Consider the following 15,419-nt stretch of genomic DNA (forward strand, 5'->3'; position numbering starts at 1 on the left):
AAGAAGCGTAAAATACCACGTATGCAGTACCCGCTGAGTTAATAGACAACTTGCGAAGCGGAATATAAATATCGCTAAAGCGTCGCAGGCAAAATCCTCTTTACTGCGACAGAACATTCACATAGTAATCAGGAGCTTGCAATGTCAAACGACTATCTCTTCACTTCCGAGTCCGTCTCGGAAGGCCATCCCGACAAGGTTGCCGATCAAATTTCCGACGCCATCCTTGACGCTATCCTGACCCAGGATCCAGCCGCCCGCGTGGCTGCCGAAACCCTGTGCAACACGGGTCTGGTGGTACTGGCCGGCGAGATTACCACGCACGCCAATGTGGATTATATTCAAGTTGCGCGCGAAACCATCAAACGCATCGGCTACGACAACACGGAATACGGCATCGACTACAAGGGTTGCGCCGTGCTGGTGGCCTACGACAAGCAGTCGCCGGACATCGCGCAAGGCGTCGATGAAGGCGCGGGCATTGACCTGGATCAAGGCGCTGGCGACCAGGGCCTGATGTTTGGCTACGCCTGCGATGAAACGGCCGAGCTGATGCCTGCCGCCATCCACTACGCGCACCGCCTGGTCGAGCGCCAGTCGCAACTGCGCAAGGATGGCCGTCTGCCATGGCTGCGTCCGGACGCGAAATCGCAAGTGACCCTGCGCTACGTCGACGGCCGCCCCGTCGGCGTGCACACGGTCGTGCTGTCGACCCAGCACGCGCCGGAAATCTCGCACAAGCAGATCGAAGAAGCCGTCATTGAAGAAATCATCAAGCCTATCCTGCCGCGCGAATGGCTGACGGAGACCAAATTCCTCGTCAACCCGACGGGCCGTTTCGTCATCGGCGGTCCGCAAGGCGATTGCGGCTTGACCGGGCGCAAGATCATCGTCGACACCTACGGTGGCGCGGCCCCGCACGGCGGCGGCGCGTTCTCGGGCAAGGACCCGTCGAAAGTCGACCGTTCGGCAGCCTACGCGGCCCGTTACGTGGCGAAAAACATCGTCGCCGCAGGCCTGGCGCGTCAATGCCAGGTGCAGGTCAGCTACGCCATCGGCGTGGCCAAGCCGATCAACATCACCGTCTACACGGAAGGCACGGGCGTGATTCCCGATACGGAAATCGCCAAGCTGGTGCTGGCGCACTTTGACCTGCGTCCGAAGGGCATCGTGCAAATGCTGGACCTGCTGCGCCCGATCTACCAGAAGAGCGCCGCCTACGGCCATTTCGGCCGCGAAGAGCCGGAATTCACGTGGGAGCGCACGGACAAGGTCGCCCTGCTGCGCGACGCTGCCGGCCTGAAGTAATCTAAGTAACCCCAATAAATTATTGTGATCTCTGACTTCCATAACCGGCGCTCTGCGGCGTTGCCCGCTGCTAGCAGTGCTCGCACTGCGTCGCAGCGGGCGCCTTGCATAGCATCGGCTTCTGTTCTTCATAATTTCACAATAATTTCCTGAGGATTACTTAGTCAGACTTGCAAGAAAAGCGCCCCGGCCGCCAGGCTGCGGGCGCTTTTTTTATATGTTGTTAGTTGGCAATGCATGCCGAACAGGCTGGCGCGCGCGGCTTGACAATGTTAAAATCCCGTGTCCGAGGAGCGTTGCGACGAAGAAATTCGCCAGGCTCGGAATATCCTGCAACCGCGCTCACGTACCTTTTTCAACTGAAAGGAGGGCGTGATGAACGCCGTACTCAAATCGCAACACGACTACACCATCGCCGATATCACTCTGGCCGCATGGGGCGACAAAGAAATCAAGATTGCTGAAACGGAAATGCCTGGCCTGATGGCCATCCGCGAGGAATTCGCGGCAGCGCAGCCATTGAAGGGCGCGCGCATCACCGGTTCCATCCACATGACCATCCAGACCGCCGTGCTGATCCAGACCCTGGAAGCACTGGGCGCGCAAGTGCGTTGGGCATCGTGCAACATTTACTCCACGCAAGATCACGCCGCCGCCGCCATCGCTGCCGCCGGCACGCCCGTGTTCGCCGTCAAGGGCGAGTCGCTCGACGACTACTGGGAATACACGCACCGCATCTTCGAATGGCCGGATGCGGACGGCAAGGCTGTCTACTCGAACATGATCCTCGACGATGGCGGCGACGCCACCCTGCTGCTGCACCTGGGCGTGCGCGCGGAAACCGACCTGTCGGTGCTGGCCAACCCCGGTTCGGAAGAAGAAATCTGCCTGTTCAACTCGATCAAGAAGCACCTGCTGGTTGACCCGACCTGGTACTCGAAGCGTTTGCCGGAAATCCTCGGCGTGACGGAAGAAACGACGACCGGCGTGCACCGTTTGTACCAGATGCATAAGGAAGGCAAGCTGGCTTTCCCTGCGATCAACGTCAACGATTCCGTCACGAAATCGAAATTCGACAACCTGTATGGCTGCCGCGAATCCCTGGTCGATGGCATCAAGCGCGCCACCGACGTGATGATCGCCGGCAAAGTGGCCGTCATCGCCGGTTACGGTGACGTCGGCAAGGGTTCGGCGCAAGCCATGCGCGCCCTGTCGGCGCAAGTGTGGGTGACGGAGGTCGACCCGATCTGCGCACTGCAGGCGGCGATGGAAGGCTACCGCGTCGTGACCATGGATTACGCGTGCGAACACGGCGACATCTTCGTTACCTGCACCGGCAACTATCACATCCTGACGCACGACCACCTGACGCGCATGAAAGACCAGGCCATCGTCTGCAACATTGGTCACTTTGATAATGAAATCGACGTTGCTTCGTTGAAACAATACGAGTGGGAAAACATCAAGCCGCAAGTTGACCACATCATCTTCCCGTCGGGCCGCCGCATCATCCTGCTGGCCGAAGGCCGTTTGGTCAACCTCGGCTGCGGCACGGGCCACCCGTCGTACGTGATGAGCTCGTCGTTCGCCAACCAGACGATCGCGCAGATCGAGCTGTACGCGAACACGGCCAACTACCCGGTCGGCGTGTACACCTTGCCGAAACACCTGGATGAAAAAGTCGCGCGTTTGCAACTCAAAAAGTTGAATGCGCAGCTGACGGAACTGACGCAAGAGCAAGCCGACTACATCGGCGTGCGTCAAGAAGGCCCTTATAAGCCAGAGCACTACCGTTATTAATCGCTTGCTTGCCTCGGGAACCTACTGCGCTTCTCGGCCACGCCGCGCATCCGCTCGCTACGGTTCCTGAGGCAACAAGACTGATCGGTGTATCGTTAGAGACAGCCGTTACTGTGCTGTCTCAATATCTTTTTTGACAGGCTAGAGAAATGCGCTTGCTACTGATTTGGTTTATCAATGCGGCAGCCCTGTTTGCCGTCCCCTATCTGATGCATTCGGTGACGATGAGCAGCGGCTGGACCGCGCTGCTGGCCGCTGCCGTGCTGGGGCTGGTCAATGCACTGATCCGTCCTTTGCTGATCCTGCTGACCCTGCCCGTGACGTTTCTGTCGCTGGGCCTGTTCATTTTGATCATCAATGGCTTCCTGTTCTGGCTGGTGGCGCAGGTGATAGCTGGTTTCCATGTCGCCAGTTTCTGGTCTGCCGTCGGTGGTGCCATTCTGTACAGCATCATTTCCTGGGCCTTGTCGACCTTACTTTTGAGTAATGACGATGGAAAAGCATAATTTCAGTATTGAGTTTTTCCCGCCGAAAACCCCGGAAGGGGCGGAAAAGCTGCGCGTCACGCGCGCCAAGTTGTCCGAATTGCATCCGAAGTATTTCTCGGTGACGTTCGGCGCGGGCGGCACCACGCAGCAGGGCACGCTGGACACTGTGCGCGAGATCCTGGCGGCCGGCGAAGAAGCCGCACCGCACCTGTCTTGCGTGGGCGGCACGCGCGAATCGATCCGCGCCGTGCTGGGCGAGTTCAAGGCGGCCGGCGTGAGCCGCATCGTGGCCTTGCGCGGCGATTTGCCGAGCGGCTACGGCGCCTCGGGCGAGTTCCGCTACGCCAACGAGCTGGTGGAATTCATCCGCGCCGAGACGGGCGACCATTTTCATATCGAAGTGGCCGCCTATCCGGAAGTGCATCCGCAAGCCCGTTCGCCGCAGGACGACCTGAATGCGTTCGCGCGCAAGGTGCAGGCCGGCGCCGATGCGGCCATCACCCAGTACTTCTACAATGCCGACGCGTATTTCCAGTTTGTCGAGCAGACGCAGAAGCTGGGCATCAATGTGCCCATCGTGGCCGGCATCATGCCGATCACGAATTACACGCAGCTGATGCGCTTTTCGGACATGTGCGGCGCGGAAATTCCACGCTGGGTGCGTTTGAAACTGGCCAGCTTCGGCGACGACAGCGCGTCCATCAAGGCGTTTGGCCTGGACGTGGTGACGGGCCTGTGCGAACGCCTGCTGGAAGGCGGCGCGCCAGGCTTGCATTTTTATAGCATGAACCAGGCGGCCGCCACGACGGCCTTGTGGCAGCGCCTGGTGAAGTAGTACCTCGGGCTTACAGCGCCTAATAGTAAAGATCGCCCTCGGTCACGATGTAATCGAGGGCGATGTCGTATTGGCCGTTCGGAAAACTTGCCGCTAGGCAGGCATAGGCGATACCGACGGTGCGCGGACGGGGCGTTTGGGCCAGCGTGCGGTCATAATAGCCGCCGCCATAACCGAGGCGAAAGCGTTCCTGGTTAAAACCCAGGCAGGGCACGAGCAGGGCCGCGGGCGCCGGGTGCAGGCGCAACCGGGCCGGCACGGCCACGCCCATGCCATCCTTGACCATGGCTTCGCCAGGCGTCCAGCCGGAAAATGCCAGCGGCGCGTGCTTTTCCAGCACCACCGGCAAGCTTAATTGCACGCCGCGCGCGGCCAGCTGCGCATATGCCTCGTGCAAGTCGGGCTCGCCGTGCAGCGGCCAGTACACGCCCAGTTCCTTGACGTTTTCCTGCGCGCACCAGTCGAGCAGGCGCTGCGCGATGGCCGCATCCCATCCTGCGCGCGTGGCGTCGGGCAGGGCACGGCGTGCCGCCAGCAAGGCTTTGCGCAAGCCGGCTTTTTCCTGTGGCGCAATGGGTGGCCGTGCAGCCGGGTCGCATGTTATTCTAGGGTCGCTATTCATATCACCATCAAGATTGAGAGTCGTACATTGATTTCCCCACTGAAATGGATTGCCGGCTCGATGCTGTGTGCCGCATCGGCCTTGTCTCCCCTGGCCGCCCTGGCCCAGGTGTCCGCCACCGTCTCCCCCGCTGCCGCGCTGGCGTCCGATACGCGCAGCGAGGATGATGCCTTCCTGCTGCTGCGCGACGCCGCGCGCAAGGATGACGCCGAAAAAGCCGACTTTTATGCGGCGCGGCTGACGAATTACCAGATTCCATCGTATGTCGACTATTATCGGCTGAAACCGCGCATCAAACTGCTGACCGAGGCGCAATTTCGCGATTACCTGAACCGCTACAAGGGCAGCGCCATCGCCGACCGCTTCCGCAATGACTGGCTGCTGGAACTGGGCCGCAAGCGCGACTGGGCAGTGTTCGATGAGCAATACCCGCAATTTGCCCTCGACGATGATACCCAGCTCAAGTGCTACGCGCTGATGTCGCGCGCCGCCAAGGGCCAGAACGTGGCGGCCGAGGCGCGCAATCTGCTCGTCGCGCCGCCCGGTTATGGCGAAGCGTGCGGCAGCCTGATCGCCGTATTGGCGCAAAACGGCCAGTTTGACACGAATGAGCTGTGGGCGCAGATCCGCCTGGCGGGCCAGACCAACGCCACGGGTCCGGCGCGCCGCATCGCGCTGCTGCTGGGCGCGTCCGACGCGAAGATGGCGCAAGCGATCGACTTGCCCGCGCTGATGCTGGCCAAGGGGCCGGGCCCCAGCCGCGCCGACCATGAAATGTACCTGGTGGCCATCGGCCGCATGGCGAAAAGCACATTAAAACTGGGCGTGGTGGCGCTGCAAAAGGCGAGTGCGCAGCTGACGGCGCAGGAACAGGCCATCGGCTGGTCCAACCTGGCCTTGCAGGCGTCGTACTCGCTGGCGCCGGAAGCCTTCGAATATTGGCAAAAATCCAATGGCGCGCCATTGACCCTGGAGCAGATGCAGTGGAAAACGCGCATTGCCTTGCGCGAAGGCAACTGGCCCATGGTGAAGTCGTCCATCCAGGCCATGCCGGCCTCGCTGCGCACGGACCCCACCTGGGTCTACTGGCTGGCGCGCGCGCAGCAGGCGGAAACGCCGGGCCGCCCGAATGCACAGGCCGATGCCCTGTACCGCACGATTGCCGACCAGTCGAATTTCTACGGCTTGCTGGCCAACGAAGAGCTGGGCAACCACCTGGTGCTGCCGCCGCCGGGCCAGCCCGTCACGCCGGCGGAAATTGCCGCCATGGCCGCCAATCCGGGGCTGCAGCGGGCCTTGAAATTCTTCAATATGCGCTTGCGCTTCGAAGGCACGCGCGAGTGGAACTGGGAATTGCGCTCGATGACGGATCGACAACATCTGGCGGCCGCGGAATTTGCGCGCCAGAACAATGTGCTCGACCGCATGGTCAACACTTCGGACCGCACGCGCCTGGAAGTGGACTATACGCAACGCTATCCGACGCCGCACGACGACGTCATGCATCCGGCCACGCAAACCCTGGGCCTCGATAAAGCCTGGGTGTATGGCCTGATCCGCCAGGAATCGCGCTTCATCATGGATGCGCAATCGCACGTGGGCGCCTCCGGTTTGATGCAGGTCATGCCGTCGACGGCCCGTTATGTCGCCAAGAAGATCGGTTTGACTGATTTCGTCACGGAAACCTTGAGCGATGTGCGCACGAATGTCTTGCTGGGCACGAATTACCTGAACATGGTGCTAGGCGGCCTCGACGGTTCGCAAGTGCTGGCCAGCGCCGCCTACAACGCGGGGCCGGGGCGCCTGCGCATCTGGCGCGCCACCATGACGCGGCCGCTGGAAGGCGCCGTCTTCGCCGAAACGATCCCGTACACGGAAACGCGCGGCTACGTGAAAAACGTGATGGCCAACGCCACGTATTACGCGGCCCTGTTCGAGAAAAGCCCGCAGTCGCTGAAGGCGCGCCTGGGCACCGTGGGACCGAAAAACAGCGCTGTCGCGGCCGATTTGCCTTGAACCTTACCTGGATTAGCTGATTATGCAAACGACCATCCTTGATCCCAGCCTGACGCAAGCCCTGGCCGCCGCGCGCGAGCCAGGTTTGACCCTGATCATCGGCAACAAGAATTACTCGTCGTGGTCGATGCGCCCGTGGGTGGCCATGACGGCCTTCGGCATTCCGTTCCAGGAAGTGCGCGTGCTGCTCGACCAGCAGGACACGGCGACGAAAATCGCCGCCTATTCGGCCTGCGGCCGGGTGCCCGTGCTGCTGGCGGGCGAGATGACGATCTGGGACAGCCTGGCCATCTGCGAATACCTGGCCGAGCAGTTTCCTGACAAACACCTGTGGCCGCAGGATGTGGCCGCGCGCGCCATGGCGCGTTGTGTCTGCGCGGAAATGCATTCCGGTTTCACCGGCTTGCGCACGGACATGTCGATGAATATCAAGGCGAAGCTGCCGGGACGGGGCCGCACGGCCGCCGCGCAGGCCGACATCGGCCGCATCAGCGAAATCTGGGAAGAGTGTTTATCCCGCTTTGGCCACCACCAGTTCCTGTTTGGCGAGTTTTCCATCGCCGATGCGTATTTCGCCCCCGTCGTCATGCGTTTCCGCACGTATGGCGTGTCGCTGGCGCCGGCGCTGAACGCCTACTGCGAGCGCGTGCAGGCGCACCCGGCCATAGCCCGCTGGATCACGGAAGCGCTGGCGGAGACGGAAACGGCGCCCAAGCACGACGCGGAACTGCCTGATTAAGAAAAGAGTGTTATGAAGATATACACGGTCGGTGGCGCGGTGCGCGACCAACTGCTGGGCTTGCCCGTGAAAGACCACGACCACGTCGTCGTCGGCGCCACGCCCGAAGACATGCTGCGCCAGGGCTTCCGCCCCGTCGGCAAGGATTTCCCCGTCTTCCTGCACCCGCAGACGCAGGAAGAATACGCGCTGGCACGCACGGAACGCAAGACGGCCCCCGGCTACCGGGGCTTTGTCTTCCATACGGCGCCCGACGTCACGCTGGAAGACGACCTGGTGCGGCGCGATCTGACCATCAACGCCATCGCCCGGGCCGAGGATGGGACGTTGACCGACCCGTTCGGCGGCGTTGAGGATATTCGTAACAAGATCTTCCGCCACGTCTCCGACGCATTCGGCGAAGACCCCGTGCGCATCTTGCGCCTGGCCCGCTTTGCCGCCCGCTACGACGCTTTCACCATTGCACCGGCCACTCTGGCCCTGATGCGCCGGATGGTGCTTGATGGCGAAGTCGATGCCCTGGTGGCCGAGCGCGTGTGGCAGGAAGTGGCCAAGGGCTTGATGGAACGCCGCCCGTCGCGCATGCTGACGGTGCTGCACGAATGCGGCGCGCTGGCGCGCATCATGGGAGAAATCCAGCTCAGCGAGCGCTTGCTGCAGGTGATCGACCATGCGGCCGCGCAGGGCCTGGACTTGCCCGTGCGCTTTGCCGTCCTGACGTTGCATATGAGTAAAGATTCCATCGAGCAATTGAGCGAGCGCTTGCGCGTGCCCAACGAATGCCGCGAACTGGCCGTCATGGCGGCGCGCGAGCTGGACCATATCAACGGCGCGCTGGCCTTGCACGCCGAAGCCGTGGTGAGCTTGTGCGAGCGCTGCGACGGCTTGCGCAAGCCGCAGCGCTTTGCGCAGATGCTGCAGGCCGCGGCCTGTGACGCTCAGGTCACCGGCGACTTTCCCCAGGCGGCGCGGCTGCAGGGCGGACTGGACGCGGCGCGCGGCGTGAATGCGGGTGCGCTGGCGCAAGGCTGTACGGAGCCGAAACGCATCCCGCAAGTCATCCATGCGGCGCGGGTGGCGGCCGTGGCGGCCTTTCTGGACCAGGCTTGAATGGCGGGAATAGGCTACAATACCGGCGGATGCTGCACTGCACAATTCCGGCCTGACGTGCCGCAGCACCGCCTCCAGGAGTCGACGTGACCTTACCCAAGCTATTTCAAAACCCGTTTCGCCGCTGGCTCAGCCGTAGCGGCGGCGGGCGCCCGACCGTGCTCGTCAAGCAATTGCATGAGCGCGACCGGCGCCGCATGATGAAGCATTTCCTGGCGCTCGAGAAAAGCGACCGCCTGCTGCGCTTCGGCAGCGCCTTGCCCGATGAACTCGTCGCGCAGTACGTGCAAAAGATGGATTTCTCGCGCGACATGATTTACGGCGTCTACAACAGCCTGTTCAAGCTGGTGGGCGTGGGCCATCTGGCGTTCGCGCCGAAGGACCAGTCGCCGGCAAAAAGCGTGGTGACGGACAAGGAGCAGGTGGCGGAATTTGGCGTGTCGGTGTCGAAATCCATGCGCGGCATGGGCGTCGGCTCGAAACTGTTCGAGCGGGCGGCGATTCACTGCCGCAACAACGACGTTGATACTCTGTACATGCATTGTTTGTCGTCGAACAAGACGATGATGCATATCGCCAAGAAGGCGGGCATGGAAATCCAGCGCGATTACGGCGAAGCCGATGCGTATTTAAAACTATTGCCGCCGAACCCGACCAGCATGCTGCAGGAAGCCGTGCAGGAGCAGTTCGCCATGTTCGACTACACGTTCAAGGCGAACGCGCGCGCCGCCAGCAAACTGTTCGAACGCTTGCCGGGGCGCAAGAAGTCCGCGCCGCCGCCATCCCCGCCGCCGGCCGACTGATTACAGCAGGGGCAGGGCCGTCGTATCCTTGATGCGCTGCAAGGCGAAGCTCGATTTCACGTCCAGCACGGCCGGGTGGCGCAGCAGGGTGGCCATCATGAAGCGCGAAAAGTGCTCCATGTCTTCCACGTGCACGCGCAGCAGATAATCCATCTCGCCCGTCATCGCATAGCACGCCACCACTTCCGGCCAATGCGCCACGGCCACGGCGAAGTCGGCGCGCGGCGAGGTATTCGTCACCAGGTTCGGCGCCAGCACGCGCGCCGTGCTGTGCGCCGTGGCGTCGCTGTGCTTTTCCAGCCGCACGTTGACGTAGGCCAGCAGGCCCAGGCCGATCTTTTCCGGGTCCAGCAGGGCCACGTACTGGCGGATCACGCCCGCTTCTTCCAGCCGTTTGACGCGGCGCAAGCATGGCGACGGCGACAGGCTGACCTGTTCGGCCACGTCCTGATTCGACAGGCGGCCATCGGCCTGCAGGACGGCGAGGATCTTGCGATCCGTTTTATCCAGCGTAATTTTGCTCATGCTTCCTCCGGTGGTTCTTGTTTCACGCAATATTATTGCGCAAATCATGATTGTTCGGGAGATCTTTGGCATTTAATGCCCGTGACCCACGCCTATACTGTGCGCTACTTCTTGGAGGAGACATCATGCAATTTCAGCCTTGGGATAACCCGATGGGTACCGATGGTTTCGAGTTCGTCGAGTATGCAGCACCAGACCCAAAAGCATTGGGCAAGCTGTTCGAGAACATGGGATTCACGGCCATCGCGCGCCACCGCCACAAGGATGTCACCCTGTACCGTCAGGGCGACATCAATTTCATCATCAATGCCGAACAAGATTCGTTCGCGCAGCGTTTTGCCCGCCATCACGGCCCGTCCGTGTGCGCCATCGCCATCCGCGTCGACGACGCGGCCTTCGTCTACCGCCGCGCGCTGGAACTGGGCGCCTGGGGTTTCGATAACAAAACCGGCCCGATGGAGCTGAATATCCCCGCCATCAAGGGCGTGGGCGATTCCCTGCTGTATTTCGTCGACCGCTGGCGCGGCAAGGGCGCCGACAAGGAAGGCGCCGCCGCGCCGGGCGGCATCGGCGACATCAGCATCTATGACGTCGACTTCGTCGCTATTCCGGGCGCCGTCGCCAACCCCGTCGGCCATGGCCTGACCTACATCGACCATTTGACGCACAATGTGCACCGTGGCCGCATGAAGGAATGGGCGACGTTCTATGAAAGCCTGTTCAACTTCCGCGAAGTGCGCTATTTCGACATCGAAGGCAAGCTGACGGGCCTCAAATCGAAGGCCATGACTTCGCCGTGCGGCAAGATCCGCATCCCGATCAACGAATCGTCGGACGACAAGTCGCAGATCGCCGAATACCTGGACCAATACCATGGCGAAGGCATCCAGCACATCGCCCTGGGCACGGACAATATCTATGCGTCCGTGCAAGGCATGCGCGATACGGGTATCGATTTCCAGGATACGATTGAAACTTACTATGAGCTGGTTAACCGCCGCCTGCCGAACCATGGCGAGCAGCTGGAAGAACTGCGCCGCCTGCGCATCCTGATCGACGGCCACAGCACGGAAAACGAACGCGAACTGCTGCTGCAGATCTTCACGCAGACGGTGATTGGCCCGATCTTTTTCGAGATCATCCAGCGCAAGGGCGACCAGGGCTTCGGCGAAGGCAATTTCCGCGCGCTGTTCGAGTCGATCGAGCTGGACCAGATCAAGCGCGGCGTGCTGAAGGATACGAACGCGGCGTAAGCCGAAGTACCGGGGTCAGACGGGGGCGCCGAGCCCCGACGGGTCTGAGCCCGGCACTCTGCTGGTTTGACCAAAAGTAACAAAAAAGCAGCAGCACGGGAGTGCAGCGCAGCAAAGAACTGCGCGCCTTCCTGTGGTAGTCTACGACAAACAAGTCATTTTTCCGCACCGGCATGCTCACAAAGCGCGGCCGGTACGTGTGAGTTCAACCGACTTTGCACGCGTAGCACAGAGAATAATGGAGACAAGTAATGAATGCACCAATCAAGGGCTCGAGTCTTGAGCCGGGCGCGCACGCGTCCGAAATTTCCCTGAACGACAAATACACGCTCGAGCGTGGCCGCGCCTTCATGACGGGCACGCAGGCGCTGATCCGCCTGCCCATGTTGCAGCGCGAGCGCGATTTGAAGGCTGGCCTGAACACGGCCGGCTACATCACCGGCTACCGCGGTTCGCCTGTGACGTCCGTCGACATGACGGCGATCAAGGCCAAGAAATACCTCGATGAACACCACGTCAAATTCCACCCTGGCCTGAACGAAGACCTGGCCGCCACGGCCGTCTGGGGCACGCAGCAAACGAATCTGTTCGAAGACGCGAAGTACGACGGCGTGTTCGGCATGTGGTACGGCAAGGGCCCCGGCGTCGACCGCTGCGGCGACGTCTTCAAGCACGCCAATAACGCCGGTTCCGCCAAGCACGGCGGCGTGCTGGTGCTGGCCGGCGACGACCACGCGGCCAAATCGTCGTCCACGGCGCACCAGTCCGACCATATCCTGAACGCCTGCGGCATCCCCGTGCTGTACCCGTCGTCGGTGCAGGAATACATCGACTACGGCTTGCACGCCTGGGCCATGAGCCGCTACACGGGCTTGTGGGTGTCGATGAAATGCGTGACCGACATCATCGAGTCGGGCGCCGCCGTCGATTTCGACCCGGACCGCGTGCAGATCACCCTGCCGACGGACTTCGAGATGCCGGCCGGCGGCTTGAACATCCGCTGGCCCGACACGGTGCTGGAACAAGAAGTCCGCATGAACAGCTACAAATGGTATGCGGCGCTGGCGTATGCGCGCGCCAACAAGCTCAATAAAATCATCTGGGACAGCCCGAAGGCGCGCATCGGCATCATCACGGCCGGCAAATCCTACCTGGACACGCGCCAGGCGCTGGCCGATCTCGGCATCGACGAGCAGACGGCGTCCGACATCGGCATCCGCCTGTACAAGATCGGCATGACCTGGCCGCTGGAAGCGGACGGCGTGCATGAATTTGCCAAGGGCCTCGACGAAATCCTCGTGGTGGAAGAAAAGCGGCAAATCCTCGAATACGCGCTGAAGGAAGAGCTGTACAACCTGAAGGATGGCGAGCGTCCGCGCGTGGTCGGCAAGTTCGACGACACGGGCGAGTGGAGCAACCAGAAGGGGACCGGACACGGCGACTGGCTGCTGCCGGCCACGTATGAACTGAACCCGGCGATGATCGCCCGGGCCATTGCCAGCCGCATCTCGCGCTATTACGCGGGCCACCCCGTCGAGCAGCGCGTGAAGGAGCGCATCGCCTACCTGGAAGCGAAGGAAAACGTCCTCAAGGCCATCAGCGTGAAACCCGATCCGCAAAAGGACCGCACGCCGTTCTTCTGCTCGGGCTGCCCGCACAATACCTCGACCAAGGTGCCGGAAGGCTCGCGCGCGCTGGCCGGCATCGGCTGCCACTACATGGTCCTGTGGATGGACCGCGAAACGTCGACCTTTACCCACATGGGCGCCGAAGGCGTCACCTGGGTGGGGCAGGCGCCGTTCACGAATGAAAAGCACGTGTTTACCAACCTCGGCGACGGCACGTATTTCCACTCGGGCATCCTGGCCATCCGCGCCGCCGTCTCGGCCAAGGTGAATATCACCTACAAGATTCTGTTCAACGACGCGGTGGCCATGACGGGCGGCCAGGAATTCGACGGGCCATTATCTCCGGCCATCATTTCGCGCCAGATCGCCGCCGAAGGCGTCGGTCCCATCATCGTCGTCACCGACGAACCGGAAAAGTATCCGGACGATTACGCCTGGGCCGAAGGCGTCACCGTGCGCCACCGTTCGGAACTGATGGACGTGCAGCGCGAACTGCGCGACATGCCCGGCGTGTCGGCCATGATCTACGACCAGACCTGCGCCTCGGAAAAACGCCGCCGCCGGAAACGCAATGAATATCCGGACCCGGCCAAGCGGGCCGTCATCAACGAAGCCGTCTGCGAAGGCTGCGGCGACTGCTCCGTGCAATCGAACTGCCTGTCGGTGGAACCGCTGGAAACGGAACTGGGGCGCAAGCGCCAGATCAACCAGTCGTCCTGCAACAAGGATTTTTCGTGCACGACGGGTTTCTGCCCCAGTTTCGTGACGGTGGAAGGCGGCGGCCTGAAAAAGCCGAAAAAAGCTGCCAGCGCCGACAAGGACGCGCCGGCCGTGCCGGCCTTGCCGACGCCAGCCATTCCATCGACGGCCGAGCCGTTCGGCATCCTGGTGACCGGCATCGGCGGCACGGGCGTCGTCACCGTCGGCCAGATCCTGGCCATGGCGGCGCACGTGGAAGGCAAGGGTTGTTCCGTGCTGGACATGAGCGGCCTGGCGCAGAAGGGCGGCCCCGTGATGTCGCACGTGCGCCTGGCGGACCGCCAGGAAGATATCCACTCGACGCGCGTCGGCACCGGTGCGGCTGACCTGGTGATCGGCTGCGATTTGATCGTCACGGCCAGCCGCGACGCCCTGTCGCGCATGGGAGAGGGGCGCAGCTGGGCCATGATCAACTCGACCAGCTCGTCGACGGCCGCCTTCGTGAAGAACCCGGACTGGCAATTCCCCGGCGCTTCGGCGCGCATGGAAATCGAAAAGGCCTGTGGCAGCGACCACGTCGACTTCATCGACGCGGGCCAGATCGCCACGGCGCTGATGGGCGACTCGATTGCCACGAACATGTTCATGCTCGGTTACGCCTGGCAAAAGGGCAAAGTGCCCTTGAGCGAAGCGTCCATCATGAAGGCCATCGACCTGAACAACGTCTCGGTGGCGTTCAACAAGGCCGCCTTCAACTGGGGCCGCGCCGGCGCCCACGACACGGCCAGCCTGGTGCGCATGACGACGCCAGCCAAGGTGGTGGAGTTCAAGCGCATCGACACGCTCGACGACATCATCGAAAAAAGAGTGGCCCTGCTGACGGCTTACCAGGACCGCGCGTATGCGCAGCAGTACCTGGACTTCGTCGGCCAGGTGCGCGCCGCCGAAAGCGCCCTGAACGGCCCGCACCTGCGCCTGACGGAGGCCGTGGCCCGCTACTTCTACAAGCTGATGGCCTACAAGGACGAGTACGAAGTGGCGCGCCTGTACACGGACGGCGCCTTCCAGGCGAAGATCGCCGCCATGTTCGAAGGCGACATCAAGCTCAAGTTCCACCTGGCGCCGCCGATCATGGCGAAAACGGATGCCCAGGGCCACCTGATCAAGAAGGAATATGGCCCGTGGATGCTCAAGGCATTTGGCGTATTGGCCAAAATGAAAGGCTTGCGCGGCACGGCATTCGACGTGTTCGGCCATACGGCCGAGCGCAAGATGGAGCGCGCGCTGATTCTTGAGTACCGCGCGACGGTGGCCGGCCTGCTGCCGAAGCTGACGACGGCCAAGCTGGCGCAAGCCGTGGCGATCGCCAGCATTCCGGAAGACATCCGCGGCTATGGCCACGTGAAGGAGCGTCATTTGAAGGCGGCCAAAGAGAAGGAAGCGAGTCTGCTGGTCGCTTTCAATGCGCCGGCGCCGTTGCCGCCCGTCGTGGCGGCACCCGTGGCGGCCACCGTGTGATGGGGTGAACGCCTCGCTGTAGCAATGGCGCCTGCGGGCGCCATTTTTTTCGTGTCAAAGAAAACAACGCCCGTC

The 15,419-nt window shown here is 62.0% G+C and carries 12 protein-coding genes and 1 riboswitch; of the genes, 10 read left to right on the forward strand and 2 right to left on the reverse strand.

Annotated features, from left to right (window positions below):
• Positions 1–141 precede the first annotated feature (141 nt).
• The 4 genes from metK to metF all read left to right on the forward strand — a co-directional run bounded on the left by metK (position 142) and on the right by metF (position 4,431).
• Positions 142–1,308 (forward strand): methionine adenosyltransferase, encoded by a 1,167-nt coding sequence (metK, locus tag CBW50_RS19390; protein WP_076565088.1) that lies wholly within the window; start codon positions 142–144, stop codon positions 1,306–1,308.
• Positions 1,309–1,590: 282 nt separating this feature from the next.
• Positions 1,591–1,659, forward strand: a riboswitch (S-adenosyl-L-homocysteine riboswitch).
• Positions 1,660–1,683: 24 nt separating this feature from the next.
• Positions 1,684–3,108 (forward strand): adenosylhomocysteinase, encoded by a 1,425-nt coding sequence (gene ahcY / locus CBW50_RS19395; protein ID WP_086147064.1) that lies wholly within the window; start codon positions 1,684–1,686, stop codon positions 3,106–3,108.
• A gap of 149 nt (positions 3,109–3,257) precedes the next feature.
• Complete coding sequence (locus tag CBW50_RS19400) at positions 3,258–3,614, forward strand: phage holin family protein (protein WP_086147065.1); 357 nt, start codon at positions 3,258–3,260, stop codon at positions 3,612–3,614.
• Positions 3,601–4,431 carry a methylenetetrahydrofolate reductase [NAD(P)H] gene (metF, locus tag CBW50_RS19405; protein WP_086147066.1) on the forward strand — a complete coding sequence of 277 codons (831 nt, stop codon included), beginning with the start codon at positions 3,601–3,603 and terminating at the stop codon, positions 4,429–4,431. Before CBW50_RS19400 ends, metF begins: the two co-directional genes overlap by 14 nt.
• 19 nt (positions 4,432–4,450) lie before the next feature.
• Here metF and CBW50_RS19410 read toward each other — a convergent pair whose 3' ends face one another.
• Entirely contained in the window at positions 4,451–4,981 is a 531-nt protein-coding gene (locus CBW50_RS19410; RefSeq protein ID WP_086147067.1) for a 5-formyltetrahydrofolate cyclo-ligase, read from the reverse strand.
• Positions 4,982–5,080: 99 nt separating this feature from the next.
• On the opposite strand from CBW50_RS19410, the gene CBW50_RS19415 reads away from it, so the two are divergent.
• The 4 genes from CBW50_RS19415 (at position 5,081) to CBW50_RS19430 (ending at position 9,721) form a co-directional block, all read left to right on the forward strand.
• On the forward strand, positions 5,081–7,069 hold the full coding sequence (locus CBW50_RS19415; protein WP_086147068.1) for a lytic transglycosylase domain-containing protein: 1,989 nt from the start codon (positions 5,081–5,083) through the stop codon (positions 7,067–7,069).
• Positions 7,070–7,091: 22 nt separating this feature from the next.
• Positions 7,092–7,808 carry a glutathione S-transferase family protein gene (locus tag CBW50_RS19420; RefSeq protein WP_086147069.1) on the forward strand — a complete coding sequence of 239 codons (717 nt, stop codon included), beginning with the start codon at positions 7,092–7,094 and terminating at the stop codon, positions 7,806–7,808.
• Between the two features lie 12 nt (positions 7,809–7,820).
• Complete coding sequence (locus tag CBW50_RS19425) at positions 7,821–8,918, forward strand: multifunctional CCA tRNA nucleotidyl transferase/2'3'-cyclic phosphodiesterase/2'nucleotidase/phosphatase (RefSeq protein ID WP_086147070.1); 1,098 nt, start codon at positions 7,821–7,823, stop codon at positions 8,916–8,918.
• Positions 8,919–9,004: 86 nt separating this feature from the next.
• The gene (locus CBW50_RS19430; protein WP_086147071.1) at positions 9,005–9,721 is read left to right on the forward strand and encodes a GNAT family N-acetyltransferase; all 717 of its coding nucleotides are present in this window, start codon (positions 9,005–9,007) and stop codon (positions 9,719–9,721) included.
• On the opposite strand, the gene CBW50_RS19435 is transcribed toward CBW50_RS19430, so the two are convergent.
• On the reverse strand, positions 9,722–10,246 hold the full coding sequence (locus tag CBW50_RS19435; protein WP_070220829.1) for an Lrp/AsnC family transcriptional regulator: 525 nt from the start codon (positions 10,244–10,246) through the stop codon (positions 9,722–9,724). It abuts the gene before it with no gap.
• Between the two features lie 125 nt (positions 10,247–10,371).
• On the opposite strand from CBW50_RS19435, the gene hppD reads away from it, so the two are divergent.
• Positions 10,372–11,499, forward strand: coding sequence for a 4-hydroxyphenylpyruvate dioxygenase (hppD, locus tag CBW50_RS19440; RefSeq protein WP_077398749.1), 1,128 nt, complete (start codon positions 10,372–10,374; stop codon positions 11,497–11,499).
• A gap of 251 nt (positions 11,500–11,750) precedes the next feature.
• A complete protein-coding gene (locus CBW50_RS19445) occupies positions 11,751–15,344 on the forward strand; it encodes an indolepyruvate ferredoxin oxidoreductase family protein (protein WP_086147072.1) in 3,594 nt (1,197 codons plus the stop codon).
• Positions 15,345–15,419 lie beyond the last annotated feature (75 nt).

This window comes from Janthinobacterium sp. GW458P (assembly GCF_002127585.1).
Classification (GTDB): Bacteria; Pseudomonadota; Gammaproteobacteria; order Burkholderiales; family Burkholderiaceae_D; genus Janthinobacterium.

Coding starts and splice junctions, on each gene's coding strand:
- metK (WP_076565088.1), top strand. CDS start 142: ATGTCAAACGACTATCTCTTCACTTCCGAGTCCGTCTCGGAAGGCCAT.
- ahcY (WP_086147064.1), top strand. CDS start 1,684: ATGAACGCCGTACTCAAATCGCAACACGACTACACCATCGCCGATATC.
- CBW50_RS19400 (WP_086147065.1), top strand. CDS start 3,258: ATGCGCTTGCTACTGATTTGGTTTATCAATGCGGCAGCCCTGTTTGCC.
- metF (WP_086147066.1), top strand. CDS start 3,601: ATGGAAAAGCATAATTTCAGTATTGAGTTTTTCCCGCCGAAAACCCCG.
- CBW50_RS19420 (WP_086147069.1), top strand. CDS start 7,092: ATGCAAACGACCATCCTTGATCCCAGCCTGACGCAAGCCCTGGCCGCC.
- CBW50_RS19425 (WP_086147070.1), top strand. CDS start 7,821: ATGAAGATATACACGGTCGGTGGCGCGGTGCGCGACCAACTGCTGGGC.
- CBW50_RS19435 (WP_070220829.1), bottom strand. CDS start 10,246: ATGAGCAAAATTACGCTGGATAAAACGGATCGCAAGATCCTCGCCGTC.
- hppD (WP_077398749.1), top strand. CDS start 10,372: ATGCAATTTCAGCCTTGGGATAACCCGATGGGTACCGATGGTTTCGAG.
- CBW50_RS19445 (WP_086147072.1), top strand. CDS start 11,751: ATGAATGCACCAATCAAGGGCTCGAGTCTTGAGCCGGGCGCGCACGCG.